This is a genomic window from Pimelobacter simplex (assembly GCF_024662235.1).
Classification (GTDB): domain Bacteria; phylum Actinomycetota; class Actinomycetes; order Propionibacteriales; family Nocardioidaceae; genus Nocardioides.
In genome coordinates this window covers 2,645,886-2,670,448 of the sequence record NZ_CP096276.1, presented here as the reverse complement: position 1 = coordinate 2,670,448, position 24,563 = coordinate 2,645,886, and the positions used below count along the sequence as shown (strand labels likewise).

Below are 24,563 nucleotides of genomic sequence, written 5' to 3'. Positions count from 1 at the left end.
GGAGGCGACCATGGAGCTCGACTACGACGCCGCCACCATCCGGCGCCTCGACAAGGACCACGTCTTCCACTCCTGGTCGGCCCAGGCCCAGATCAGCCCACTGCCGATCGCCGGCGCCGAGGGCTCGTACTTCTGGGACGCCGACGGCACGCGCTACCTCGACTTCTCCTCGCAGCTGGTCAACGTCAACATCGGCCACCAGCACCCGGCGATCGTCGCCGCGATCCAGGAGCAGGCGGGCCGGCTGAGCACGCTCGCGCCGGGCTTCGCCAACGACGTGCGCGCCGAGGCCGCCCGGCTCATCGCCGAGGTCGCCCCGGGCGACCTCGACAAGGTGTTCTTCACCAACGGCGGCGCCGAGGCCAACGAGAACGCCATCCGGATGGCGCGCCTGCACACCGGTCGGCACAAGGTGCTGGCCGCCTACCGCAGCTACCACGGCGCCACCGCGGGCGCCATCGCGCTGACCGGCGACCCGCGCCGCTGGGCCTCCGAGCCGGGCATGTCCGGCGTCGTGCGCTACTGGGGTCCCTACCTCTACCGCTCGGCGTTCCACGCCACCACCGAGGCCGAGGAGTGCGAGCGCGCGCTGAGCCACCTGCGCGACCTGGTCGCGGTCGAGGGGCCCCAGACGATCGCGGCGATCATCCTCGAGACCGTCGTCGGCACCAACGGCATCCTGGTCCCGCCCGAGGGCTACCTGGCCGGCGTCCGCGCCCTGTGCGACGAGTACGGCATCGTGCTGGTCGCCGACGAGGTGATGGCCGGGTTCGCCCGCTGCGGCGAGTGGTTCGCCGTCGACCGCTGGGGTGTCACGCCCGACCTGATCACCTTCGCCAAGGGCGTCAACTCCGGCTACGTGCCGCTCGGCGGCGTCGTCATCTCCGCGGAGATCGCGGCGACCTTCGCCGACCGCCCGTTCCCCGGCGGCCTCACCTACTCCGGTCACCCGCTGGCCTGCGCGTCGGCGGTGGCCAGCATCAACGTGATGCGCGAGGAGAAGGTCGTCGAGAACGCCCGGCGCCTCGGCGACGAGGTGCTCGGCCCCGAGCTGCGGGCCCTGGCCGAGCGGCACCCGAGCGTGGGTGAGGTGCGCGGCCTCGGCGCCTTCTGGGCGCTCGAGCTCGTCCGCGACCGTACGACGCGCGAGCCGCTCGTGCCGTTCAACGCCTCCGGTCCGGCGGCCGCCCCGATGGCCGAGCTCGCCGCGGCGTGCAAGGCCGAAGGCCTGTGGCCGTTCGTCCACTTCAACCGCACCCACGTCGTCCCGCCGTGCACGATCAGCGACGACGAGGCGCGGGCCGGGATCGCGATCCTGGACCGGGCGCTCGACGTGGCCGACCGCTACTGCACGGGGGCGTAGCCCCGCTCAGTCGACGGCGAGCAGGACGTCGCTCGCCTTGACCACGATGGTGACCTCGGAGCCGACCGCGATGCCGAGCTCCTCGGCCGCCTCGCGGGTGATCGACGAGGTGACCGTGTCGCCCCCGCCGAGCTGGACCTTGACGGTGGTGGTGACGGCGCCGACCTCGACGTGCGTGACGGTGCCGCGGATCTGGTTGCGTGCGCTGAGCCTCATGGGGGGAGTCTGCCACCGCTTCCCTAGGGTGGCGCCGTGGACCGCGACGCCTACCTCCCCGCCCTCCGCCGGATCCTCGATACCCGCGCGGCCGACGTCACCGCCCGGCTGCGCCGGGTGGCCGAGGTGGCCGCCGGCCCGGACGCCGCCCGGGTGCAGGGGATCGTCGTCGACGTCTTCCCCGACCAGGACGGCGAGGGCACGTTCGACGTCTGGGCGCGGTTCGAGGGGCCCGACCTTTTCGTGCTCAACAAGCCGATCGACGACGTGCGCCACCTGTTCGGCGTCGTGCACACCGAGGACGGTCTCGAGCCCGCGGTGCCGGAGCCCGACGGCGGCGGGACGGGGTTCGACCCGGCGGAGGCGATCGTCGAGGTGGTCACCGCCTGGATCGAGGAGATCTGGGTCAGCGTGGGTTCAACGGTGCCGCTCGAGGTCGTGCACAGCGGGGACTAGGGCGTGTCTCCCAAGTCCGCACCTGCTGCGCGGTGTTTGCGACTCGATCTGGCGGCGTTGTCGGGCACTCGACGGGCCTCCGGCCCGCCTTCGGCCCTCCGCCTTGCCAGATCGGCCGCAAACACCGCTCGCGACGGCGCGGACTTGGGAGACACGCCCTAGGTGTACCCGGCCAGGACGTTGGTAGCGGCGAGCCTGGTTGAACGAACGAGAACCTCCGAATGGGATGTGGCTTGTCTAAGGCCCACTCCAACCCGGAGGTTCTCGTGTCCCACGGTAGTGCCCGGCTGACCGTTCACGGTCGGCGCCTGATCGTCCAACGCCACCAAGCAGGCTGGAAACAAGCCCACATCGCTGCGGCGATGGGCGTGTCCCGCAAGTGCGTGAAGACCTGGATCGACCGCTACACCGCCGAAGGCGAAGACGGCCTGGCCACCCGCTCCTCACGCCCCCACTCGATGCCCACCAAGACCAGCAACGAGGTCGAGCAGAAGGTTCTCACCGCGCGTGCCGAGCATCGCGACGGACCCGATGTCCTCGGAGCGAAGGTCGGCGTTCCTGCCCGCACAGTGTCGCGGATCCTGCGCCGCCACCACGTGCCCTACCTTCGCGAGCTGGATCCGATCACCGGCGAGGTGATCCGATCCTCGAAGCAGACCGCGACCCGCTACGAGCGAGAGCGGCCTGGCGAGCTGGTCCACATGGATGTCAAGAAGCTCGGCAAGATCCCCGCCGGCGGCGGCTGGAAGGCTCACGGCCGCGGAGCCGGGTCGATCATGCGCGATCGCAACACCAAGGTCGGGTTCGACTTCGTTCACTCACTCGTCGACGACCACTCCCGCCTGGCCTACAGCGAGGTGCTGCCTGACGAGAAGGGCCCGACCTGCGCCGCGTTCCTCGAGCGCGCGATCGACTACTTCGCAGCCCATGGCATCACCCGGATCGAGCGTCTGATGACAGACAACGCCTGGGCCTACCGATGGTCGCTACGTGCCGTATGCGCCGAGCACGACATCAAGCAGAGGTTCATCAAGCCGCACTGTCCCTGGCAGAACGGGAAGGTGGAGCGCCTCAACCGGACCCTGACCACCGAGTGGGCCTACCGTCGCGCCTTCGCCAGCAACGACGAGCGAGTAGCCGCCCTTGCGCCCTGGCTCGAGCACTACAACACTGAACGCCGCCACAGCGCACTCGGAGGTAAGCCGCCGATCAGCCGGCTGCTACCAACCTGATGGCCGGGTACACCTAGGGCGTGGACGCGCCCGGCGCCCCCACAGCGCCGGGCTGTCCGTGGTCCGCCGTCACTGCTCCCTTTGCCCCCAGGGCGATCCGTAGGCGGTGAGCAGGTCGAGGAAGGGCACCGCGTCGAAGGCCTCGGGCCCGAGCACGCCGGCGCCCTTCCAGACGCCGGTCGCGAGCAGCTCGAGCGCGACGACGGGGTTGACCGCGGTCTGCCACACGACGCACTGGTGGCCGTACTCCGCCATCGACCAGGCGTTGTCCACCACGTGATAGAGGTACGTCGAGCGCGGCGCGCCGTCCTTGCCGGTGCCGGTCACCCACAGCCCGGCGCAGGTCTTGCCGGTCATCCGCGGCCCGACGCTCGCCGGGTCCGGCAGCACCGCGGCGACCACGTCGCGCGGGGACACCTCGACGCCCTTGACCCGCACCTTGTCGGTGCGGTCGAGGCCGAGGGTGTGCAGCACCTGGAGGATGGTGATGAACTCCGAGCCGAGCCCGTACTTGAAGGTCGCCCGCTTGCAGTCGACCCAGCGCGGCATGAGGAGCACCTCCTCGTGCTCGACGTTGACGCACTCGACCGGGCCGATGCCCTCGGGGAAGTCGAAGACCTCGGGCTCGCTGAAGGGGGGAGTGGTGAACCAGCCGCGCTCCTTCTCCCAGATCACCGGCGGGTTGAGGCACTCCTCGATCGTGGTCCACATCGAGAACGACGGCGCGAAGATCTCGTTGCCGTCGTCGTCGGTGACCACGAGGTTGGCGCCGTCGCGGGTGCCGAGCTCGTCGATCTCGGAGAACAGGTGGTCGGCGGCATAGCGTGCGAACACGTCGGAGAGCCCGGGCTCCACGCCCATGCCGACCAGGGCGAGCCGGCCCGCGGCCTCCCACTCGCCGGCGACGGCGAACTGCTCGTCGCCGAGCTTGACCCCCGTCGTCTCGTACGGCGTCGCCGGGTGCGGCTTCGACAGCGACATCGCCATGTCGAGGTAGTCCGCGCCCGCGGCGAACGCGCCCTCGAAGACGGGCATGTCGAAGACCGGGTCCACGGCGTTCATCACGTGCGTGATCCGGTGCTCGCGGCACAGCGCGGTCACCGATGCCGCCGAGGACGCGTCGACCTGGGCGGCGCGGTAGCGAGCGTCGACGGCGGCGGCCTTCTCGGCGCGCGCCAGGTCGTAGTCGGCGACGACGATCGCCTCGAAGAAGTCGCGGCGTGCGGCGATCGCAGCGAAGGCGCCGCCCACGCCGCCGGCGCCGACCAGGAGGATCCTCATCTGCTCACTCCCCGGAGTAGGACATGACGTGCTTGATGCGGGTGTAGTCCTCCAGGCCGTACATCGACAGGTCCTTGCCGTAGCCGGAGTGCTTGAAGCCGCCGTGCGGCATCTCGGAGACGAACGGGATGTGGGTGTTGATCCACACCACCCCGAAGTCGAGGCGCTTGGACATCCGCAGCGCCCGGCCGTGGTCCTTGGTCCAGACGCTGGAGGACAGGCCGTAGCGGACGTCGTTCGCGTTGCGCAGCGCCTCGGCCTCGTCGGCAAAGCGCTGCACGGTGATCACCGGGCCGAAGACCTCGTCCTGGACCATCTCGTCGGTCTGGCGCAGGCCGGAGACCACGGTGGCGTCGTAGAAGTAGCCCCCCTCGCCTCCCGGTACGACGGGCCGCGCGCCGCCCGCCTCGATCGTGGCGTGGTCGGGCAGCCGCTCGACCATGCCGGCCACCCGGGCGAGCTGGTCGGGGTTGTTGAGGGCGCCGAAGGCGATGCCGGGGTCGTCGGGCAGGCCGGTCCGGGTGGCCCGGGCCTGCTCGGCCAGCGCGGCGACGAAGTCGTCGTGGACGGCGTCGGCGACGAGCACGCGGGTCGCCGCGGTGCAGTCCTGGCCGGCGTTGAAGTAGCCGGCGCCCGCGATCGCCTCGGCCGCGGCGGCGAGGTCGGCGTCCTCGAAGACGACGACCGGCGCCTTGCCGCCGAGCTCGAGGTGGACCCGCTTGAGCCCGGGGGCCGCGGCCGCGGCGACCTCGCTGCCGGCCCGGACGGAGCCGGTGATCGCGACCAGCTGGGGCGTGGGGTGCTCGACCAGGGCGCGGCCCGTGGTGCGGTCGCCGCACACGACGTTGAGGACGCCGGGCGGCAGGTGCTCGGCGGCGAGCTCGGCGAGGAGCACGGTGCTGGCGGGCGTGGTGTCGCTGGGCTTGAGGACGATGGTGTTGCCGGCGGCCAGGGCGGGGGCGATCTTCCAGATCGCCATCATCAGGGGGTAGTTCCACGGCGTCACCTGGCCCACGACGCCGATCGGCTCGCGGCGGATCCACGAGGTGTGGTCCTTGAGGTACTCGCCCGCGCTGCGGCCCTCCAGCACCCGCGCGGCGCCGGCGAAGAAGCGCAGCTCGTCCACGCTGGGCGGCAGCTCCTCGTCGCGGGTCAGGCCCACGGGCTTGCCGGTGTTGCGGCACTCGGCCTCGACGAACTCCTCGGCCCGGTCCTCGAGACCCTGGGCGATGCGCAGCAGTGCCTCCTGGCGCTCCTTGGGGGTGGTCTCGCCCCAGGTCTCGAAGGCGGTGGCGGCGGCCCGCATGGCGCGGTCGACGTCCTCGGGGCCGCTGGCCGGGGCGGTGGCGTAGGCCTGCCCGGTGGCAGGGTCGACGATGTCGTACGTGGCGCCCGAGGCGGCGTCGACGGACGAGCCGTCGATGAAGTTGCGCAGGGTGGTCATCCCGCGAGGGTAGTCAGCGAGACCGTTGCGCGGAAGGCTATTCGCAACGAAATCCGTTGCAGTCTCTCTGAGATGCTACTGATTCACTTGCCGTTTCGGCGTTCGGCCGTCAAGATGGTGGGGTGTCAGCCGAATCCGCGCACAGCGCCCTCCAGCAGTCCGCTCGCGACCACCTGTGGATGCACTTCACCCGCATGTCGTCGTACGACACGGCCGAGGTGCCCATCATCGTCCGCGGTGACGGTGCCTACGTGTGGGACGCCCAGGGCCGCAAGTACCTCGACGCGCTCGGCGGGCTGTTCGTCAGCCAGCTGGGCCACGGCCGTACCGAGCTCGCCGAGGCCGCCGCGAAGCAGGCCTCCGAGCTGGCGTTCTTCCCGCTGTGGTCCTACGCCCACCCCAGCGCCATCGAGCTCGCCGAGAAGATTGCGGGCTACGCGCCCGGCGACCTCAACCGGGTCTTCTTCACCACCGGTGGCGGCGAGGCCGTCGAGTCGGCCTGGAAGCTCGCCAAGAACTACTTCAAGCTCGTCGGCAAGCCCGGCAAGCACAAGGTGATCAGCCGCGCCATCGCCTATCACGGCACCACCCAGGGCGCGCTCTCCATCACCGGCCTGCCCGGCCTCAAGGCGCCGTTCGAGCCGCTCGTGCCCTCGACCTTCCGGGTGCCCAACACGAATGCTTATCGGGCCTCCGAGATCACCAGCGGCTTCCACGACGCCTCCGACGCTGCGTCTTTGGAGGCCTTCGGCCGCTGGGCCGCCGACCAGATCGCGATCGCCATCGAGAACGAGGGTGCCGACACCGTCGCCGCCGTCTTCCTCGAGCCCGTCCAGAACGCCGGCGGCTGCTTCCCGCCGCCGCCGGGCTACTTCCAGCGGGTGCGCGAGATCTGCGACCAGTACGACGTCCTGCTGGTCTCCGACGAGGTCATCTGCGCCTACGGCCGGCTCGGCGAGATGTTCGGCGCCACGCGCTACGGCTACCAGCCCGACATCATCACCTCGGCCAAGGGCATCACCTCCGGCTACGCCCCGCTGGGCGCGATGGTCGTCAGCGACCGGCTCTACGAGCCCTTCGCCCACGGCACCGAGACGTTCCTGCACGGCTACACCTTCGGCGGGCACCCGGTCTCGACCGCGGTGGCGCTCAAGAACTTCGAGATCTTCGAGGACGAGAAGATCAACGAGGGCGTGCGCGAGCGCGAGGGTGCCTTCCGCGGCACCCTGGAGAAGCTCCTCGACCTGCCCATCGTCGGCGACGTGCGCGGCGACGGCTTCTTCTACGGCATCGAGCTGGTCAAGGACAAGGCGACCAAGGAGACCTTCGACGAGGCCGAGTCCGAGCGCCTGCTGCGCGGCTTCCTGTCCAAGGCGCTCTACGACGCCGGTCTCTACTGCCGGGCCGACGACCGCGGCGACCCGGTCATCCAGCTCTCCCCGCCGCTGATCTGCGGCCAGGAGCACTTCGACGAGATCGAGCAGAAGCTCCGTGCGGTCCTCACCGAGGCGGCGAACCTGCTGTAGCACCGGGCGACCTGCAGCGGCGCCCGCCGCCACCACCGAACGGCGGCCCGGATCATCGAGATCCGGGCCGCCGTTTCGGCGTGCTGGGATGTGCCTGTGGTCACGCCCGACGGTGCTGGGAGCCCGGTAGTCGACGTTTTGCGAACTCACTCCTGTCTGGGAGTGCGGGCGGTCGGGCGCGCGATCTAACTTCCAGGAGCCAGGGTCCGCCAGACCCTTGTGCGATCCGCGCGCCATGGCGCTCCGGTCGCACGTGCGACCGACGTCCGGTCGCGGGCTCGCACTGTGCTCCTGAGGGGATTGCTCGATGTCACAACCGCTGTCGCGGCGCTATCCGTCGCTGCTCGCCGCGTTTCTCCTGCTGTTGTCCGGGCTCGCGTTGGTCGCCGCTGGACCGGCGTCGGCCTACCAGCTGCCGACGTCCGACTTCGTCGACGGAAGGACCACCACCCCGGCCGGTCTCGAGATCGGGATCGTCGGCGGCGGGCAGACGACCGGCGGGCGGAACAGCAACATGTCCGACCGCACCTACCAGGCATCGGACTACACGCCGACCATCCAGCCGGCGACCCCGGCCGTGCTGGTGACCACCCTCGGCGTCGGTTGCCAGGCGACCAGTCCCGGCACCCTGTGTCGTGACCGGGGCACGGTGACGATCAACTACGAGCACCCGGTGCGCAACCCGGTGCTCCACCTCGCCGGTCTCGGCGGCTTCAACAACCAGCCGAACGGCAGCTCGGCCCTGCTCTCGGCGCAGTTCACGCTGACGACGCCAGGTGTGTCGATCGCCAAGCGCAGCGGCGAGAACCTGACGGTCCAGGGCGGACTGATCCGGCCGACCAACCGGAGCGCAGGTCAGTACTGCAACACCACGCGCAATGCGGACAACAGCACGACGCCTGCCAAGGCGGGCTGCGGCTCGGTGCAGGTCGAGGGCACCGTGACCTCGTTGAGCTTCAACGTCGACCTCTTCGTCGAGCTCCGGGCGGGCCGCGCCTTCGTGATCGACACCGCAGGAGACACCTACAACTTCACCTCGACCCTGGGCGAGGACTTCGGCGACGCTCCGGCCTCCTACGACGGCAACGACGCTGCGCGCCACGTGCTGACCGACTTCGTGCTCGGCAGCGACGTCACCGAGGACAACGCGGCGGTCGCCAACGGCACCTCCAGCCCCAATGCGGGCGCCGGTGCCGGCGGTGACTCCGACGACGCGCTGAGCGAGGTCCCGCCGCTCGCTGCGGGCGTGGCCAGTCGTCCCTACGCGCTGAGCGTGCCCTACTCGGGCGCCAGCAAGGACGGCCAGGTCTGCGGCTGGATCGACTTCAACAAGAACGGCTCCTTCGACGCGGCGGAGCGGGCCTGCGCCCCAGCTCCGTCGGGTGGCAGCTCGGTCGACCTCACCTGGAACGCACCGGCCAACCTGACCTCCGGGACGACCTACCTGCGGCTGCGCGCGGGCTACACCGACGCCCAGGTCCAGTCGCCCACCGGCCCCTCTGACTCGGGCGAGGTCGAGGACTACCAGGTCGCGATCGAGGACCCGAAGGGTTCGATCGCGGGCCGGGTGTGGTCCGACACCAACCGCGACGGCATCCAGGACGGTGGAGAGGAGCCCCTCGAGGGAGTCACCGTCGAGCTGCTGGACGCCAACGGAAACGTCGTCGGTACGACGACCACCGATGCCGACGGCAACTACCAGTTCGACGACCTCCCGGTCGGCTCCTACAAGGTCCGCTTCACCGCGCCCGACGGTCGCGCCTTCTCGCCGCAGAACGCCGGCGGCGACGACGCCACTGACTCGGACGCCGACCCGGCCACCGGCGAGACCGGCACCATCACGTTGACCGGTGACAACCCCGACGCGGCCAACATCGATGCCGGCGTCCTGCTGCCGGCGCCTACCGCCCAGCCGGACGAGACGTCGGGACCCCAGGGTCAGAAGCAGTCGATCGACCCGCTGGCCAACGACGAGCCGGGGGACGACTCGGCGCCGCTCGACCCGTCGACGCTGACGCTGCTCGACGCTGACGGCAACCCGGTCGACTCGGTGACGGTGCCGGGTGAGGGCGTCTACACGGTCGAGGACGGCAAGATCGTCTTCACCCCGGAGCCGCAGTTCACGGGGACGGCGACGCCGGTGGACTACCAGGTCGCCGACGTCAACGGCGCGACCGCCACGTCGACGTACACGCCGACGGTCGAGCCGGTGGCGCCCACGGCGAACCCGGACGAGACCTCGGGCCCGCAGGGTCAGCCGCAGTCGATCGACCCGCTCGCCAACGACGAGGCCGGCGACGATGCGGTTCCGCTCGACCCGTCGACGTTGACGCTGCTCGACGCCGACGGCAACCCGACCGACACGGTGACGATTCCCGGCCAGGGCACCTATACGGTCGAGGACGGCAAGCTGGTCTTCACGCCTGAGCCCGGTTTCGTGGGTACGGCCGATCCCGTCGACTACCAGGTCAAGGACAAGAACGGCACTCCGGCGCAGTCGACCTACACGCCGACCGTGACGCCGGTCGCCCAGCCCGACGAGACCTCGGGCCCGCAAGGTGTCGCGCAGAGCGTGGACCCGCTGGCCAACGACGGTGCCGAGGGCGTCGAGCTCGACCCGAGCACGCTGACGCTGGTCGACGCTGACGGCAACCCGACCGACACCGTGGTGGTTCCCGGCGAGGGCACCTACACGGTGGAGGACGGCAAGATCGTCTTCACCCCCGAGCCGCAGTTCACGGGGACGGCCACGCCGGTGACGTACCAGGTCAAGGACACCGACGGGAACACCGTCGAGTCGACCTACACGCCCACCCTGACACCGGTCACGCCGACCGCGAACCCGGATCAGACCTCGGGCCCGCAAGGCGTGCCCCAGAGCATTGATCCGTTCGCCAACGACGAGGCTGGCGACCCCGACGTCCCGCTCGACCCGGACTCGCTGACCCTGCTCGACGCGGACGGCAACCCGACCGACGCCGTGACGGTGCCGGGTGAGGGCACCTACACGGTGGAGGACGGCAAGATCGTCTTCACCCCCGAGCCGGGCTTCACGGGGACGGCGACGCCGGTCGACTACCGCGTCAGCGACGTCAATGGCACCCCGGCCGAGTCGACCTATACGCCGACCGTCCATCCGGTCGAGCCGACGGCGAGCCCGGACGTGTCCTCGGGCCCCCAGGGCGCGAAGCAGTCGGTCGACCCGTTGGCCAACGACGAGGCCGGTGACCCCGACGTCCCGCTCGACCCGGACTCGCTGACGCTCCTGGACGCGGACGGCAACCCGACCGACGCCGTGACCGTGCCGGGTGAGGGCACCTACACGGTCGAGGACGGCAAGATCGTCTTCACCCCGGAGCCGGGCTTCACCGGGACGGCGACGCCCGTCGACTACCAGGTGTCGGACGTGAACGGCACGCCGGCGCGGTCCACGTACACCCCGACGGTGGGTACCGTGGCGAACCCCGATGTGACGTCGGGGCCGCAGGGGCAGCCGCAGTCGGTCGACCCGCTGGAGAACGATGGTGCCGAGGGTGTCGAGCTCGACCCGAGCACGCTGACGCTGGTCGACGAGAACGGCAACCCGACGGAGTCGGTGACCGTGCCCGGTGAGGGCACCTACACGGTCGAGGACGGCAAGATCGTCTTCACCCCCGAGCCGGACTTCGTCGGCACGGCGACCCCGGTGACGTACCAGGTCAAGGACACCGACGGGAACACCGTCGAGTCGACCTACACGCCCACCCTCACGCCGGTGACGCCGGTGGCGAACCCGGACGAGACGTCAGGTCCGCAGGGTCAGCCGCAGTCGATCGATCCCCTCGCGAACGATGAGCCCGGTGACGACTCCGCGCCGCTGGACCCGGACTCGTTGACACTGCTCGACGCCGACGGCAACCCGACCGAGTCGGTGACCGTGCCCGGTGAGGGCGTCTACACGGTCGAGGACGGCAAGATCGTCTTCACCCCGGAGCCGGGCTTCACGGGGACGGCGACGCCGGTCGACTACCGCGTCAGCGACGTCAATGGCACCCCGGCCGAGTCGACGTACACGCCGACCGTCACGCCGGTGACGCCGGTGGCGAACCCGGACGAGACGTCGGGTCCGCAGGGTCAGCCGCAGAGCATCGACCCGTTGGCCAACGACGAGTCCGGTGACGACTCTGCGCCGCTGGACCCGGACTCGTTGACACTGCTCGACGCGGACGGCAACCCGACCGACACGGTGACGGTGCCGGGTGAGGGCGTCTACACGGTCGAGGACGGCAAGATCGTCTTCACCCCCGAGCCGGGCTTCACCGGGACGGCCACGCCGGTCGACTACCAGGTCGCCGACGCCAACGGGACGACCGCGCAGTCGACCTACACGCCGACCGTCACCCCGGTGACGCCGACGGCCAATCCGGACGAGACCAGTGGTCTGCAGGGTCAGCCGCAGTCGGTCGACCCGCTGGCCAACGATGAGCCCGGTGATGACGCGGTTCCGCTGGACCCGGACTCGCTGACGCTGCTCGACGCGGACGGCAACCCGACGGAGTCGGTGACGGTGCCGGGTGAGGGCGTCTACACGGTCGAGGACGGCAAGATCGTCTTCACCCCGGAGCCGGGCTTCACGGGGACGGCGACGCCGGTCGACTACCGCGTCAGCGACGTCAATGGCACCCCGGCCGAGTCGACGTACACGCCGACCGTCACGCCGGTGACGCCGACGGCGAGCCCGGATGAGACGTCTGGTCCGCAGGGCGCGAAGCAGTCGGTCGACCCGCTGGCCAACGACGAGGCCGGTGACCCCGACGTCCCGCTCGACCCGGACTCGCTGACGCTCCTGGACGCGGACGGCAACCCGACCGACACGGTGGCGGTGCCGGGTGAGGGCGTCTACACGGTCGAGGACGGCAAGATCGTCTTCACCCCGGAGCCGGGCTTCACGGGGACGGCGACGCCGGTGGACTACCAGGTCGCCGACGTCAACGGCACGACGACGGACTCGACGTACACGCCGACGGTGACGCCCGTGGCGCAGCCCGACGAGACCTCGGGCCCGCAGGGCGTGCCGCAAAGCGTGGACCCGCTGGCCAACGACGGCGCGGACGGGGTCGAGCTCGACCCCGACACGCTGACGCTGGTCGACGAGAACGGTGACCCGACCGACACCGTGGAGGTCCCGGGAGAGGGCACCTACAAGGTGGAGGACGGCAAGATCGTCTTCACCCCGGAGCCGGACTTCGTCGGCACGGCGACCCCGGTGAAGTACCAGGTCACGGACACCGACGGGAACACCGTCGAGTCGACCTACACCCCGACCGTCACCCCGGCGACCCCGGTGGCGAACCCGGACGAGACGTCGGGTCCGCAGGGTGTGCCGCAGTCGATCGATCCCCTCGCGAACGATGAGCCCGGTGATGACGCGGTTCCGCTCGACCCGGACTCGCTCACGCTGCTCGACGCCGACGGCAACCCGACCGACGCCGTGACGGTGCCGGGTGAGGGCGTCTACACGGTGGAGGACGGCAAGCTGGTCTTCACCCCAGAGCCGGGCTTCACGGGGACGGCGACGCCGGTGGACTACCAGGTGGCCGACGTCAACGGGACCACTGCGCAGTCGACCTACACGCCGACCGTCACCCCGGTGACGCCGACGGCCAACCCGGACGAGACCAGTGGCCTGCAGGGTCAGCCGCAGTCGATCGACCCATTGGCCAACGACGAGTCCGGAGACCCGAGTGTCCCGCTCGATCCCGACAGCCTCACGCTGCTCGACGAGAACGGTGACCCGGTCGAGTCGGTGACGGTGCCGGGTGAGGGCGTCTACACGGTGGAGGACGGCAAGATCGTCTTCACCCCCGAGCCGGGCTTCACGGGGACGGCGACGCCGGTCGACTACCGCGTCAGCGACGTCAATGGCACCCCGGCCGAGTCGACGTACACGCCGACCGTCACGCCGGTGACGCCGGTGGCGAACCCGGACGAGACGTCGGGTCCGCAGGGTCAGCCGCAGAGCATCGACCCGTTGGCCAACGACGAGTCCGGTGACGACTCCGCGCCGCTGGACCCGGACTCGTTGACACTGCTCGACGCCGACGGCAACCCGACCGACGCCGTGACGGTGCCGGGTGAGGGCGTCTACACGGTCGAGGACGGCAAGATCGTCTTCACCCCCGAGCCCGGCTTCACGGGGACGGCGACGCCGGTCGACTACCAGGTGGCCGACGTCAACGGGACGACCGCGCAGTCGACCTACACGCCCACGGTCACCCCGGTGACCCCGGCGGCCAACCCGGACGAGACCTCGGGGACGCAGGGGGCGAAGCAGTCGGTCGACCCATTGGCCAACGACGAGTCCGGAGACCCGAGTGTCCCGCTCGATCCCGACAGCCTCACGCTGCTCGACGAGAACGGCAACCCGACCGACACCGTGGTGGTTCCCGGTGAGGGCACCTACAAGGTGGAGGACGGCAAGATCGTCTTCACCCCCGAGCCGGGCTTCACGGGGACGGCGACGCCGATCGACTACCAGGTCGCCGACGTCAACGGCACGACGACGCAGTCGACGTACACGCCGACGGTGACGCCGGTGGCGAAGCCCGATGAGACCAGCGGTCCGCAGGGTCGGCCCCAGTCGGTCGACCCGCTGGCCAACGATGGTGCTGACGGGGTCGTGCTCGACCCGGACACGCTGACGCTGGTCGACGCTGACGGCAACCCGACCGACACCGTGGTGGTTCCCGGTGAGGGCACCTACAAGGTGGAGGACGGCAAGATCGTCTTCACCCCCGAGCCGCAGTTCACGGGGACGGCCACGCCGGTGACGTACCAGGTCAAGGACACCGACGGGAACACCGTCGAGTCCACCTACACGCCGAGTGTCACCCCGGTGAAGCCGACCGCGCAGCCGGACACCACGTCGGGCCCGAAGGGGCAGCCGCAGAGCATCGATCCGCTGGCCAACGACGAGTCCGGTGACCCGGCGGTGCCGCTCGACCCCGACTCGCTGACCCTGCTCGACGCCGACGGCAACCCGGTGGAGACGGTCACGATCCCCGGGGAGGGCACCTACACCATCGAGGACGGCAAGATCGTGTTCACCCCGGAGCCCGGCTTCACGGGGACGGCGACGCCGGTCCGCTACCAGGTCGCCGACGTGAACGGCACGACCACCGTGTCGACGTACACGCCGACGGTCGAACCGGAGGCGACCGGTCCTGGGAACCCGGGGCCGAACGAGCCCGCCAAGCCCGGGAAGCCCGGGAAGCCCGGGAAGCCTGGGAAGTCGCCGGCGGGCAACAACCTGCCCGCGACCGGTTCGGATGTCTCGCCGGCCCTCCTCGGGCTCGGCCTGGCGGCTCTGGTCGGCGGCGTGTTGTTCACCTGGGTCGGCCGCCGGAGGAACCGCGCGTGACGACGGCGCGTCTCTCGCGGGCCACCGTCGCTGCGTTCGTCCTGCTCGTCACCGCACTGCTCGGGGTCGCCGGAGCCACTGCTCCGGCGGCCCGGGCCGCCGCGGGCGACGATCTCACGGTCACGACGAACGACGTCCAGGTCGGCAGCCGGCCGACCATCGAGGTGCGCTCGGACGAAGCGGGCGCGGGCCGGCTCCGGATCGCGGTGCTGAGCACCTTCGGCCAGGGCAAGGGGCTGCCCAAGGACAAGCGTGCGTGGCAGACCCGCGTCGCCTACGACGGCAAGCCGGTCTCGGTCGACGGTCCCGTCCTGCGCGTCGGCGACTACCGGATCAAGGTCTGGTTCATCGCCGAGGGCAGCGGGACGGTCGAGGACGGCACGACGCCGCAGGCGTCCACGACCTTCCGCGTGCTCACCGCCGACGGCGGTCGCGACGCCCCGTCCACGGGTACGGACGGGCCCGACGGCAAAGCGACCGGCGACCAGGGTGCCGACGGAACGTCGGGCGCGGTGGTCTGGATCGTGCTGGCACTCGTGATCCTGGCTGCTGCCGTCGCGGCGATGCTGTTTCGGGGGTGGCGCCGGAGAGCCCCGGCGTCGAGCACGGCCCCGGGCGGACGACGTCGGGCCGAGGCCCGGATCCCGCCGCCTCCTCCGGTCGATGCCGGTGGTGCCGGCGGAGGTGCTGGGCCGGAGCCGCTCGTCTCCGATCCGGACCGGAACTCCGAGCACTGACGTCAGCGCGCCTGACGCCCCCGCACGTACGACAGGACCAGCCGGTCGCAGCCCTCTCAGGGCGGCGACCGGCTGGTGTCGTCCTCGGCGTGGCCGGTCAGGCTGCGGCCGGCTTGCGGCGGGAAGCCAGCATGTTGCCCACCACGATGAGCAGCGAGATCAGGAACATGATCGTCCCGATCACGTTGACCTGCATCGGTACGCCGCGCTGCGCGACGCCCCAGACGTACATCGGGAAGGTGACGGTCTGGCCGGCGTTGAGGTTGGTGATGATGAAGTCGTCGAACGACAGCGAGAAGCTGAGCAGCGCAGCGGCCGCGATGCCGGGCAGGACCAGGGGGAAGGTGACCTTCCAGAAGGTCACCGACTCGGAGGCGTAGAGGTCCATCGCCGCCTGCTCCAGGTTGCGGTCGAGCCCGGCCAGCCGGGCCTTCACGGTCACCACCACGAACGACAGGCAGAACATCACGTGGGCGATGAAGATCGTGACCACGCCGAGGCGTCCGCCGTTGCCGGTCGAGACGAACAGGGCGAGCAGCGAGGAGCCCATCACGATCTCGGGCGAGGCCATCGGCAGGAAGATCAGGGTGTTCATCGCCGAGCGGCCCGCGAACGAGTGCCGGACCAGCGCGAACGCCGCGAGCGTGCCGAGGATCGTCGCCGCGACGGTGGCGGCCAGGCCGATGCCGACGCTGCGGAGAACTGCCTCGCACATGCCGTCGGGGCCGCAGGCGTTGGTCCAGTTGTCGAGGGTGAAGCCGCGGAAGGCGTAGACGTTGCGCGAGTGGCTGCTGTCGTTGAAGCTCATCAGCATCACGACGGCGATCGGCGTGAACATGTAGGCGACGACGAGCAGTCCGCCCAGGAGGACGAGGTGGTCGCCGATCCACCGTCCGACACGCTGGATGGCGTTCACAGCAGCTCCTCCGTTCCGGCCCTGCGGATGTAGACGAGGACCGCGGCCACGATGATCACCATCAGGGTGACCGACAGGGCGCCGGCCGCGGCGTAGTCGCCGGTGTCGGTGTAGAGGTCCTGGATGACGTTGCCGACCATGCGCTGGTTCGGGCTGCCCAGCAGCTGGGCGTTGATGTAGTCGCCGGCCGCCGGGATGAAGGTGAGCAGCGTGCCGGCGACGACGCCGGGCATCGACAGCGGCAGGGTCACCTTGAAGAACCCGCGCAGGGGCGAGGCGTAGAGGTCGCCGGCCGCCTCGACCAGCCGGCCGTCGATCTTCTCGAGGCTGGCGTAGAGGGGCAGCACCATGAACGGCAGGAAGTTGTAGACCAGGCCCGCGATCACGGCCACCGGGGTCGCGAGCAGCCGACCGTCCTCGCCGAGGATATGGACGAAGCGCAGCGTGTCGACGATGAAGCCGTCGTCGGCGAGGATCAGCTTCCACGACAGCGTGCGGACCAGGAAGCTGGTGAAGAACGGCGCGATCACCAGCACCAGCATGAGGTTGCGGTACTTGCCGGCCTTGAACGCGATCGCGTAGGCCAGCAGGTAGCCCAGCACCAGGCAGATCGCGGTGGCCAGGCCGGCGTACCAGAGCGAGCGCCACAGCTCGGGGCCCGAGGCGCGGATCGCGTCGGCGAAGTTCGCGAAGCGGTAGCTGACGTCGTACCCGGTCAGGACCGAGCCGTCGGGGTCGTAGAGGCTGTTGGCGAGCAGCGAGTAGAACGGGATGGCGAAGAAGAGGCCGAGCCACAGCGCCGCCGGCAGGATCAGCCAGTAGCCGGTGAGCTTGCGGCCGGTCATCAGGCCTCCTCCACAGCGCCCGCGTTGACGTCCTGGGTCGACGGGAGCAGGAAGGCGAACTCGGGGCGCCAGGAGACGTCGACCTTGGTCCCGTGGGCCAGGACGGCGCGCCGGCCGGTGTTCTGCTCGAAGGCCATCAGCTCCTGGCCCCACGGCATCCGGACGAGGTACTGGGTGCTGACGCCGACGAAGCTGACGTCGGTGATCACGCCGCCGGTCATGTGGTTGCCGGGTGCGTCGATCGGCTCGCCCTCGGGGGCGAGGAGCACCTTCTCGGGACGGATGCCGACCCAGCCGTTGCCCTCGCGGGTGTGCGCCCGCTCCGCCGGGATGGAGACCTGGGTGCCGTGCATGTCGACGCGGACGACGTCGCTGTCGGCGCTGGCGACACTGCCGGGCATCAGGTTGGTCTGGCCGAGGAAGTTGGCGACGAAGGTCGTGCGGGGGTTCTCGTAGAGCTCGGCGGGGGAGCCCATCTGCTCGATCACACCACCGTTCATGACCGCGATGGTGTCGGCCATCGTCATGGCCTCCTCCTGGTCGTGCGTCACGTGCACGAAGGTGAGGCCGACCTCGGTCTGGATCCGCTTGAGCTCGATCTGCATGCCGCGGCGCAGCTTGAGGTCGAGGGCACCGAGCGGCTCGTCGAGCAGCAGCACCTCGGGCCGGTTGATGAGCGCGCGGGCGAGCGCGACCCGCTGCTGCTGGCCGCCGGACATCTGCGGCGGCTTCTTGCGGGCCTGGGCCTCGAGCTCGACCAGCGCCAGCATCTCCTCGACCTGGCGGTCGACGTCCTTGACCCCGCGCCGGCGCAGGCCGAAGGCCACGTTGTCGTGGATGTTGAGGTGGGGGAAGAGCGCGTAGTTCTGGAAGACCGTGTTGACCGGGCGCCGGTAGGGCTTCTGGTAGGTGATCTCGTCCTCGCCGAGGTGGATCGTCCCGGACGTCGGGGTGTCGAGGCCGGCGACCATCCGCAGCGTCGTCGTCTTGCCGCAGCCCGACGGGCCGAGCAGTGCGAAGAAGGTGCCGGCCGGGACCTCGAGGTCGAGCGACCGGACCGCGGTGAAGGTCGCGAACTCCTTGGTGAGCGCGGTGAGCCGGAGGCTCCGCGCGCTGCCGGTCGTGCTGTCAGCCGCCAATGACATCGGCGAAATCTCCTTCGTAGGCGCGGATCTGGAACTCCTCGAGGGCCATGAACGCGTGCGTGGTGGCCAGCGACTCCTCGGTCGGGAAGATCAGCGGGTTGTCGACGAGGTCCGGATCGATCTTCTCCATCGCCTCCTGGGCGCCCTTGACGGGGCAGATGTACCAGACGAAGGACGCGAGCTTCGCCGCGATCTCCGGCTCGTAGTAGAAGTTGATCCACTCCTCGGCGTTGCCCTGGTGGGTCGCCAGGTTGGGGATCAGCATGTTGTCGGCCCAGATCATCTGGCCCTCCTCGGGGGCCACGAAGACCAGGTCCTCGTTCTCGGCCGCCGCCACGTCGCCCGACCACGCCTCGCAGGCGAGGATGTTGCCGGCGGAGAGGTCCTGGATGTACTCGTTGCCGGTGAAGGCGCGGATCTGGCCGTCGCGGCGTACCTTGCGCAGCCGGTCGATCGCGTTGTCCCACTCGCTGTCGGTGAACTTCGACGGGTCGGCGCCCTCGGCGAGCAGCAGCAGGCCCATCGTGTCGCGCATCTCGGTGAGCAGCGAGATGCGGCCCTTGAGGTCCGGGCGGGTCAGCAGCTCGTCGAAGGAGCGGACCTCCTTGACCTTGGACTTGTTGTAGGCGATGCCGGTCAGGCCGCTCTGCCAGGGCGCGGAGTAGCTGCGGTCCTCGTCCCAGCCGACGTGCGCGAGCGAGTCGATCAGGTTGGTGTGCAGGTTGGGGACCTTGGCCTTGTCGAGCGGCTGGATCCAGCCCACCTGGATCATCCGCGCCGCCATCCAGTCGGTGAGCATGAACAGGTCACGCTTGGAGGAGGTGCACGAGCCGAGCTGGTTGACCACCTTGGCGAAGAACTCCAGGTTGTCGTTGACGTCGGCGGTGTAGTCGACCTTGATGCCGGTCCGCTCCTGGAACATGGTCAGCGTGGACGGGCTGCCGTCCTCGTCCTCGTCCATGTAGCCGGGCCAGTTCGAGACGATCAGCCGCTTCTCGGACGCGGAGAGGTCACGGGTGCGGCACTTGGTGGGATCCTGCTTGCGGTCCGGCGTACCGAACAGCGGGAGCACGCCCAGGCTCGCGGCGCCGAACGCCACCCCCGCGCCCGTCTTCAGCGCGGTCCTCCGGCTCATTCGACCAGTCAACGATTCGCCACCTCCCAGAGGCTCCGAACCCCCCGGAGCCGACGTCGCATCGTGACATGACTCAGATCACATGACAAGGGATTCCGAAGGCAATGCACCTGATTGCAACGAAATCCGTACATGGATGTTGCACAGGCGCCCTCCCTGCTGTGAGGATCGCCCCGTGACCAAGCCGAAGTCCGCCCCGCTCGACGACGTCTCCAAGGCGATCATCGCCGAGCTCCAGGAGGACGGGCGCCGCTCCTACGCCGCCATCGGCAAGGCCGTCGGCCTCTCCGAGGCCGCCGTACGCCAGCGCGTCCAGCGCCTGGTCGACAGTGGCGTCATGCAGGTCGTCGCGGTCACGGACCCCACCGAGATCGGCTTCGCCCGCCAGGCGATGATCGGCATCCGCGCCACCGGCGAGCTCGAGCCCATCGCGGACGCGCTCGCGGAGGTCAAGGAGGTCGACTACGTCGTCATCACCGCCGGCTCCTTCGACGTGCTCGCCGAGGTCGTCTGCGAGAGCGACGCGCACCTGCTCGAGATCATCTCGAGCCGGATCCGCACCATCCCGGGCGTGATGTCGACCGAGGCGCTGGTCTACCTCAAGCTGCGCAAGCAGACCTACTCGTGGGGCGTGCGCTGAGCGCGCCGGCGCTCAGGAGCAGACGCTGCCCAGGTCGAGCTGCTTGGTGTTGCTGACCCGGCGTCCCGACTTGGTGTAGTAGACCGTGACCGCGACGGCGCCCTTGGCGCACAGCTTCGGGAAGCTCAGGGTGCTCGGGTGGAAGGAGCTCTTCGAGACGGTGTGCTTGAAGATCCCCACCGTACCCGCGTTGAGCTGGGCGAAGTCGTGCCCGCGCGCGTACGTCGTACGGCGGGTGAGGACCTCGGTGCTGGCGCAGCTCGGGGTCGCGCCGACGGACACCGCGAACGGCGCCGAGGCGCCGATCGACCAGTTCGCCGAGCAGGTCGTGTTGGAGAAGAGCTGCTGGACGGACACCTTCGAGGCGTTCACGTAGCGCGACGAGAGCGTGCTCGTGCACCGGCCGGCCGTCAGGACGACGCGGGCGCGCGGCGCGTTGATCTGAGGGCCGTAGCTCTCGTAGGTGGTCCGGACCCCCGTGCGCGGGACGTTGTGCCGATAGACCCGGTGCCGCGTGGCGGCGCTTCCGGTGAACAGGACGTTGACGCACCCGAATCCCTTGATGTGCCAGGTGGAGCGCCGGTTGTAGGCGGTCGACTTCCAGGTGGACGAGGCGCGCTCGGCCGGGCCGGCAGCGGCGCCGTGGTCGGTCGTGGTCGGGGCTCCCTGGGCTGCCTGGGCTGCCTGGGCTGCCTGGGCTGCCTGGGCCGGCACCGGTGCGGCAGCGAGGGTGAGCAGGACCGCGGCGGAGGGGAGGAGACGACGCATCTGGGAGCTCCCGAGAGTGGTGAGACCGCCTCGGCTGTCGTGGCGGTGCGTGAGGTGCATCCTAGGGGGCGGAGCCGGCCTCGGCGGTGGCGGCGGGCCAGCCGCGCAGGGTCGCGTCCAGGGCATCCAGCACGGCGACCCAGCTCTCGTCGCTCGACGGCTCGCTGTGTGCGAAGGATCCCGCCTGCTCGAGGCTGGCGAAGCCGTGCACGACGCTGCCGAGCAGCCGGATCGCGTGCACCTCGTACGACGGCGCGAGCGCGTAGCCGCGCAGCACGCTGCGGGTGAGCTCGGCGTTGCGCCGGCCGGCGGCGAGCGCGGGGGAGTCCGCGGTGACCGGGGCGCGGGCGGCGTCGTACCGGCCCGGGTGGGTGTAGGCGTAGGTGCGGTAGGTGTCGGCGAAGGCGCGGAGGGCGTCGCGGCCGGAGCGGCCGGCGAGGGCGGCCGCGGCGCGGTCGGCGAGCTCGTCGAGGGCCAGGCGGGTGAGGTCGGCGCGCAGGGCGTCGAGGCCGGCGACGTGGGCGTAGAGGCTGGGGGTCTTGACGCCGAGCTCGCGGGCGAGCGCGGAGAGGGTGAGCGCGTCGTACCCGATCCGGTCGGCGAGGTCGGCCGCGGTGGCGGTGACGAGGTCGGGGGTGAGTCCGGCGCGGGGCACGGCGGCTCCTCTTCCTAAGGGTGGTCGGGTTTTGCCTAAAGCATATAGGCAGACGTACCGTCGTGGACATGAACCCGCTGACCGAGCGCGAGATCCGCGCGTCCTTCGTGAACTGCTCGAAGGGCGAGGCGGCGCGCCTCCACGTGCCGCGCGACCTCGCCGAGCGGCCGTGGGGCGACCTGGACTACCTCGGTTGGCGCGACCCGCAGTCGCGCACCCGGGGCCACCTCGTCACCCGGTACGACGACCGCCTGGTCGGCGCCGTCCTGCGCGCCCCCGAGGCGGGGGTCGGGGCCCGGCGCAGCATGTGCTCGCTCTGCATGACCGTGCAGTCGGGCGGCGTGGCGCTGTGGGTGGCGCCGCGGGCGGGCAGGGCCGGCAAGCAGGGCCACTCGGTGGGCACCTACGTCTGCGCCAACCTGGCCTGCTCGCTGACCGTGCGCGGCAAGCTGAGCACCGACTCGCCGGGCATGTTCGAGACCCTGAGCACCGAGCAGCGGGTGGCCCGGCTCGACACCAACCTGCGGGCCTTCGTGGGCCGGGTCCTGCGCGACTGAGGTTCCCTATTCTTTGCTCGATGCGGCAACTGGGGCGGTCGGCGCGACCCGGACCCCGGTGGTGGCGAACGCATAGCTCGCGAGCTGCTGCTCGGCGCGCTCCAGGGTGAGCGAGGAGTTGTGGGCGAGCAGGTGCAGGCCGAGCGCGTCCTCGAGCGCGACGAAGTTGCGCGCGACCAGGTCGGCCGGGTCGGTGAGCGTGAAGACGCCGCCGGCGCGGCCGGCCTCGAGCACTGAGGTGTAGAGCGAGACCTCGCGGTCGAAGAGCAGCGTCATCAGCGTCGCGTGCATCGGGCTGCGGCTGGCGTTGACCGAGATCTCGTCGAGCACCTGGCTGAGCAGGAGGTCCTCGCCGCGCGGAAGCCCCGAGTGCATGAGGCGGGCGAGCTTGTCGACCGGAGGGAGGTCGTCCTCGACCACGCGCTGGCGCGACCAGTAGTAGCGCTCGGTGGCGGCCTGGTGCGCCGCCTCGACGAGGCTCTCGAGGTCGGGGTAGTAGTAGGCGACCAGGCGCGGGGAGATGCCCGCCTCGTCGGCGATGTTCTTCATGGTGACGCCGCCGAGGCCGTGGGTGGCGATGATCGTCAGGGTCGCCGCGATGAGGTGCTCGCGGCGCGCGGCCTGGTCCTTGCGTCGTGCCATGGGCCCACCGTAGCGGCCGAGGCGGAAATCCGCGGGAGCATTGACAGGCCGATGTGATCCGGGACATATTTGCGCCGAAGCGCAAAGAAAGGATCGCTTGTGCGCACACATCAGGACTGGATCGGGCAGGCCGCCGAGGTCTCCTTCCGGACCCGCCCCTTCGTCGGCGGCGCGTTCGTCGACACCGCCGAGGGCAGCTTCGAGAACCGCAACCCCGCCACCGGCGCCCTGCTGGGCGAGGTCGCCGACGCCGGCGCCGCCGGCGTCGACGCCGCCGTCCGCAGCGCCCGGGCGACGTTCGCGGCCGGCACCTGGAGCCGGGCCGGTGCCGCCTTCCGCCGCGAGCGGATGCTGCGCTTCGCCGACCTGCTTGCCACCCACGCGGCCGAGCTCGCCGTCCTCGACTCCCTCGACATGGGCAAGCGCGTCGTCGACGCCCACGAGCTCGACCTGCCGTTCTCGGTCGACCTCTTCCGCTACTACGCCGAGGCGATCGACAAGATCAACGACGAGGTGGCGCCCACCCCGCCCGGCACCACCGCGCTGATCCGCCGGGTCCCGCTCGGTGTCGTCGGCGCCGTCGTGCCGTGGAACTACCCGGTCGACATGCTCGCCTGGAAGGTCGCGCCCGCGATGGCCGCCGGCAACAGCGTCGTGCTCAAGCCGGCCGAGCAGTCGCCCTCCTCGGCGCTGCGGATCGCCGAGCTCGCCGTCGAGGCCGGCATCCCCGAGGGTGTGCTCAACGTGGTGCCCGGCCTGGGGGAGACCACCGGCCAGGCCCTCGGCCTGCACCCCGACGTCGACGTCCTCGCGTTCACCGGCTCGACCGAGGTCGGCGCCTACTTCCTCCAGTACGCCGGCCGCTCCAACCTCAAGCAGGTCTGGCTCGAGTGCGGCGGCAAGAGCCCCCACGTCGTGTTCGCCGACGCCGAGGACCTCGCCGCCACGGCCAAGGCCACCGCCTTCGGCATCTGGTTCAACCAGGGCGCCGTCTGCTCGGCGCACTCGCGGGTGCTCGTCCAGCGCGAGGTGCACGAGGAGTTCGTCGCGCTCGTCGCGGCCGAGGCGGCGGCGTACGCGCCCGGCGACCCGCTCGACCCGGCCGCCGGCATGGGCGCGATCGTCTCGCCCGAGCAGACCGACCGGATCATGGAGTACGTCGACGCCGCCCGCGCGAGCGGCGCCCGCCTGGTCACCGGAGGTGAGCGGATCACCCGTGGCGGCAGCGACGCCTACGTCCAGCCCACGGTCTTCGACGACGTCGCGCCGACCGACCCGCTCGCCCGCGAGGAGGTCTTCGGGCCGGTCCTCGCGATCACCCCCTTCGGCACCGAGGACGAGGCCGTCGCGCTCGCCAACGACACGGCGTACGGACTCGCCGCCTCGGTGGCCACCGGAAGCCTCAGCCGGGCGCACCGCCTGGCCGATCGGATCCACGCCGGGACCGTGACCATCAACGGCGTCGACGCCTTCAGCGCCTGGACGCCGTTCGGTGGGTTCAAGGGCTCCGGCTTCGGTCGTGACCTCTCGCTCCACGCCCTCGACAAGTACGTCGGTCTCAAGACCGTCTGGATCAACCACTGACCTCCCGCGCCACCATCACGCC

Annotated in this window: 19 protein-coding genes; 9 read left to right on the top strand and 10 right to left on the bottom strand. The window is 70.5% G+C overall.

Going from position 1 to position 24,563, the window contains the following annotated elements:
• Positions 1 to 10: 10 nt before the first annotated feature.
• Positions 11 to 1,363, top strand: coding sequence for an aspartate aminotransferase family protein (locus M0M48_RS13165; RefSeq protein ID WP_257751494.1), 1,353 nt, complete (start codon positions 11 to 13; stop codon positions 1,361 to 1,363).
• Between the two features lie 6 nt (positions 1,364 to 1,369).
• Here M0M48_RS13165 and M0M48_RS13160 read toward each other — a convergent pair whose 3' ends face one another.
• Complete coding sequence (locus M0M48_RS13160; protein ID WP_215812973.1) at positions 1,370 to 1,579, bottom strand: TOBE domain-containing protein; 210 nt, start codon at positions 1,577 to 1,579, stop codon at positions 1,370 to 1,372.
• A gap of 36 nt (positions 1,580 to 1,615) precedes the next feature.
• Here M0M48_RS13160 and M0M48_RS13155 point away from each other — a divergent pair, with 36 nt between their 5' ends.
• Positions 1,616 to 2,035: a DUF6389 family protein gene (locus M0M48_RS13155; protein WP_257751493.1), complete on the top strand. Its 420-nt coding sequence runs from the start codon at positions 1,616 to 1,618 to the stop codon at positions 2,033 to 2,035.
• Between the two features lie 266 nt (positions 2,036 to 2,301).
• Entirely contained in the window at positions 2,302 to 3,267 is a 966-nt protein-coding gene (locus M0M48_RS13150; protein ID WP_257750317.1) for an IS481 family transposase, read from the top strand.
• 69 nt (positions 3,268 to 3,336) lie between these two features.
• Here M0M48_RS13150 and M0M48_RS13145 read toward each other — a convergent pair whose 3' ends face one another.
• Positions 3,337 to 4,548, bottom strand: coding sequence for a saccharopine dehydrogenase family protein (locus tag M0M48_RS13145; RefSeq protein ID WP_257751492.1), 1,212 nt, complete (start codon positions 4,546 to 4,548; stop codon positions 3,337 to 3,339).
• A 4-nt stretch (positions 4,549 to 4,552) separates the two neighbouring features.
• Positions 4,553 to 5,992, bottom strand: coding sequence for a gamma-aminobutyraldehyde dehydrogenase (locus M0M48_RS13140; RefSeq protein ID WP_257751491.1), 1,440 nt, complete (start codon positions 5,990 to 5,992; stop codon positions 4,553 to 4,555).
• Between the two features lie 122 nt (positions 5,993 to 6,114).
• Here M0M48_RS13140 and M0M48_RS13135 point away from each other — a divergent pair, with 122 nt between their 5' ends.
• The 3 genes from M0M48_RS13135 (at position 6,115) to M0M48_RS13125 (ending at position 15,654) form a co-directional block, all read left to right on the top strand.
• Complete coding sequence (locus M0M48_RS13135) at positions 6,115 to 7,518, top strand: aspartate aminotransferase family protein (protein WP_257751490.1); 1,404 nt, start codon at positions 6,115 to 6,117, stop codon at positions 7,516 to 7,518.
• 307 nt (positions 7,519 to 7,825) lie between these two features.
• Positions 7,826 to 14,917, top strand: coding sequence for an Ig-like domain-containing protein (locus tag M0M48_RS13130; RefSeq protein WP_257751489.1), 7,092 nt, complete (start codon positions 7,826 to 7,828; stop codon positions 14,915 to 14,917).
• The gene (locus M0M48_RS13125; protein WP_257751488.1) at positions 14,914 to 15,654 is read left to right on the top strand and encodes a hypothetical protein; all 741 of its coding nucleotides are present in this window, start codon (positions 14,914 to 14,916) and stop codon (positions 15,652 to 15,654) included. The genes M0M48_RS13130 and M0M48_RS13125 overlap by 4 nt, the downstream gene beginning before the upstream one ends.
• A gap of 97 nt (positions 15,655 to 15,751) precedes the next feature.
• Here the strand turns inward: M0M48_RS13125 and M0M48_RS13120 are convergent, their stop codons facing one another.
• The 4 genes from M0M48_RS13120 to M0M48_RS13105 are packed head-to-tail and all read right to left on the bottom strand — an operon-like array spanning position 15,752 to position 19,695.
• Positions 15,752 to 16,570 carry an ABC transporter permease gene (locus M0M48_RS13120; protein ID WP_257751487.1) on the bottom strand — a complete coding sequence of 273 codons (819 nt, stop codon included), beginning with the start codon at positions 16,568 to 16,570 and terminating at the stop codon, positions 15,752 to 15,754.
• The gene (locus M0M48_RS13115; RefSeq protein ID WP_257751486.1) at positions 16,567 to 17,415 is read right to left on the bottom strand and encodes an ABC transporter permease; all 849 of its coding nucleotides are present in this window, start codon (positions 17,413 to 17,415) and stop codon (positions 16,567 to 16,569) included. Before M0M48_RS13115 ends, M0M48_RS13120 begins: the two co-directional genes overlap by 4 nt.
• Positions 17,415 to 18,560, bottom strand: a complete 1,146-nt coding sequence (locus M0M48_RS13110) for an ABC transporter ATP-binding protein (protein WP_257751485.1) — start codon at positions 18,558 to 18,560, stop codon at positions 17,415 to 17,417. The genes M0M48_RS13115 and M0M48_RS13110 overlap by 1 nt, the downstream gene beginning before the upstream one ends.
• Positions 18,544 to 19,695, bottom strand: a complete 1,152-nt coding sequence (locus M0M48_RS13105) for an ABC transporter substrate-binding protein (RefSeq protein ID WP_257751484.1) — start codon at positions 19,693 to 19,695, stop codon at positions 18,544 to 18,546. Before M0M48_RS13105 ends, M0M48_RS13110 begins: the two co-directional genes overlap by 17 nt.
• A gap of 175 nt (positions 19,696 to 19,870) precedes the next feature.
• Here M0M48_RS13105 and M0M48_RS13100 point away from each other — a divergent pair, with 175 nt between their 5' ends.
• Positions 19,871 to 20,335: an Lrp/AsnC family transcriptional regulator gene (locus M0M48_RS13100; protein WP_257751483.1), complete on the top strand. Its 465-nt coding sequence runs from the start codon at positions 19,871 to 19,873 to the stop codon at positions 20,333 to 20,335.
• Between the two features lie 12 nt (positions 20,336 to 20,347).
• On the opposite strand, the gene M0M48_RS13095 is transcribed toward M0M48_RS13100, so the two are convergent.
• Together M0M48_RS13095 and M0M48_RS13090 are read right to left on the bottom strand one after the other, a co-directional pair.
• Entirely contained in the window at positions 20,348 to 21,103 is a 756-nt protein-coding gene (locus M0M48_RS13095) for a hypothetical protein (protein ID WP_257751482.1), read from the bottom strand.
• Positions 21,104 to 21,164: 61 nt separating this feature from the next.
• A complete protein-coding gene (locus M0M48_RS13090; RefSeq protein WP_257751481.1) occupies positions 21,165 to 21,758 on the bottom strand; it encodes a TetR/AcrR family transcriptional regulator in 594 nt (197 codons plus the stop codon).
• A gap of 68 nt (positions 21,759 to 21,826) precedes the next feature.
• Between M0M48_RS13090 and M0M48_RS13085 the strand changes: the two genes are divergently transcribed.
• Positions 21,827 to 22,315, top strand: a complete 489-nt coding sequence (locus M0M48_RS13085) for an FBP domain-containing protein (protein ID WP_257751480.1) — start codon at positions 21,827 to 21,829, stop codon at positions 22,313 to 22,315.
• Positions 22,316 to 22,321: 6 nt separating this feature from the next.
• Here the strand turns inward: M0M48_RS13085 and M0M48_RS13080 are convergent, their stop codons facing one another.
• On the bottom strand, positions 22,322 to 22,957 hold the full coding sequence (locus tag M0M48_RS13080) for a TetR/AcrR family transcriptional regulator (RefSeq protein WP_257751479.1): 636 nt from the start codon (positions 22,955 to 22,957) through the stop codon (positions 22,322 to 22,324).
• Positions 22,958 to 23,056: 99 nt separating this feature from the next.
• On the opposite strand from M0M48_RS13080, the gene M0M48_RS13075 reads away from it, so the two are divergent.
• On the top strand, positions 23,057 to 24,541 hold the full coding sequence (locus tag M0M48_RS13075) for an aldehyde dehydrogenase family protein (RefSeq protein WP_257751478.1): 1,485 nt from the start codon (positions 23,057 to 23,059) through the stop codon (positions 24,539 to 24,541).
• Positions 24,542 to 24,563 lie beyond the last annotated feature (22 nt).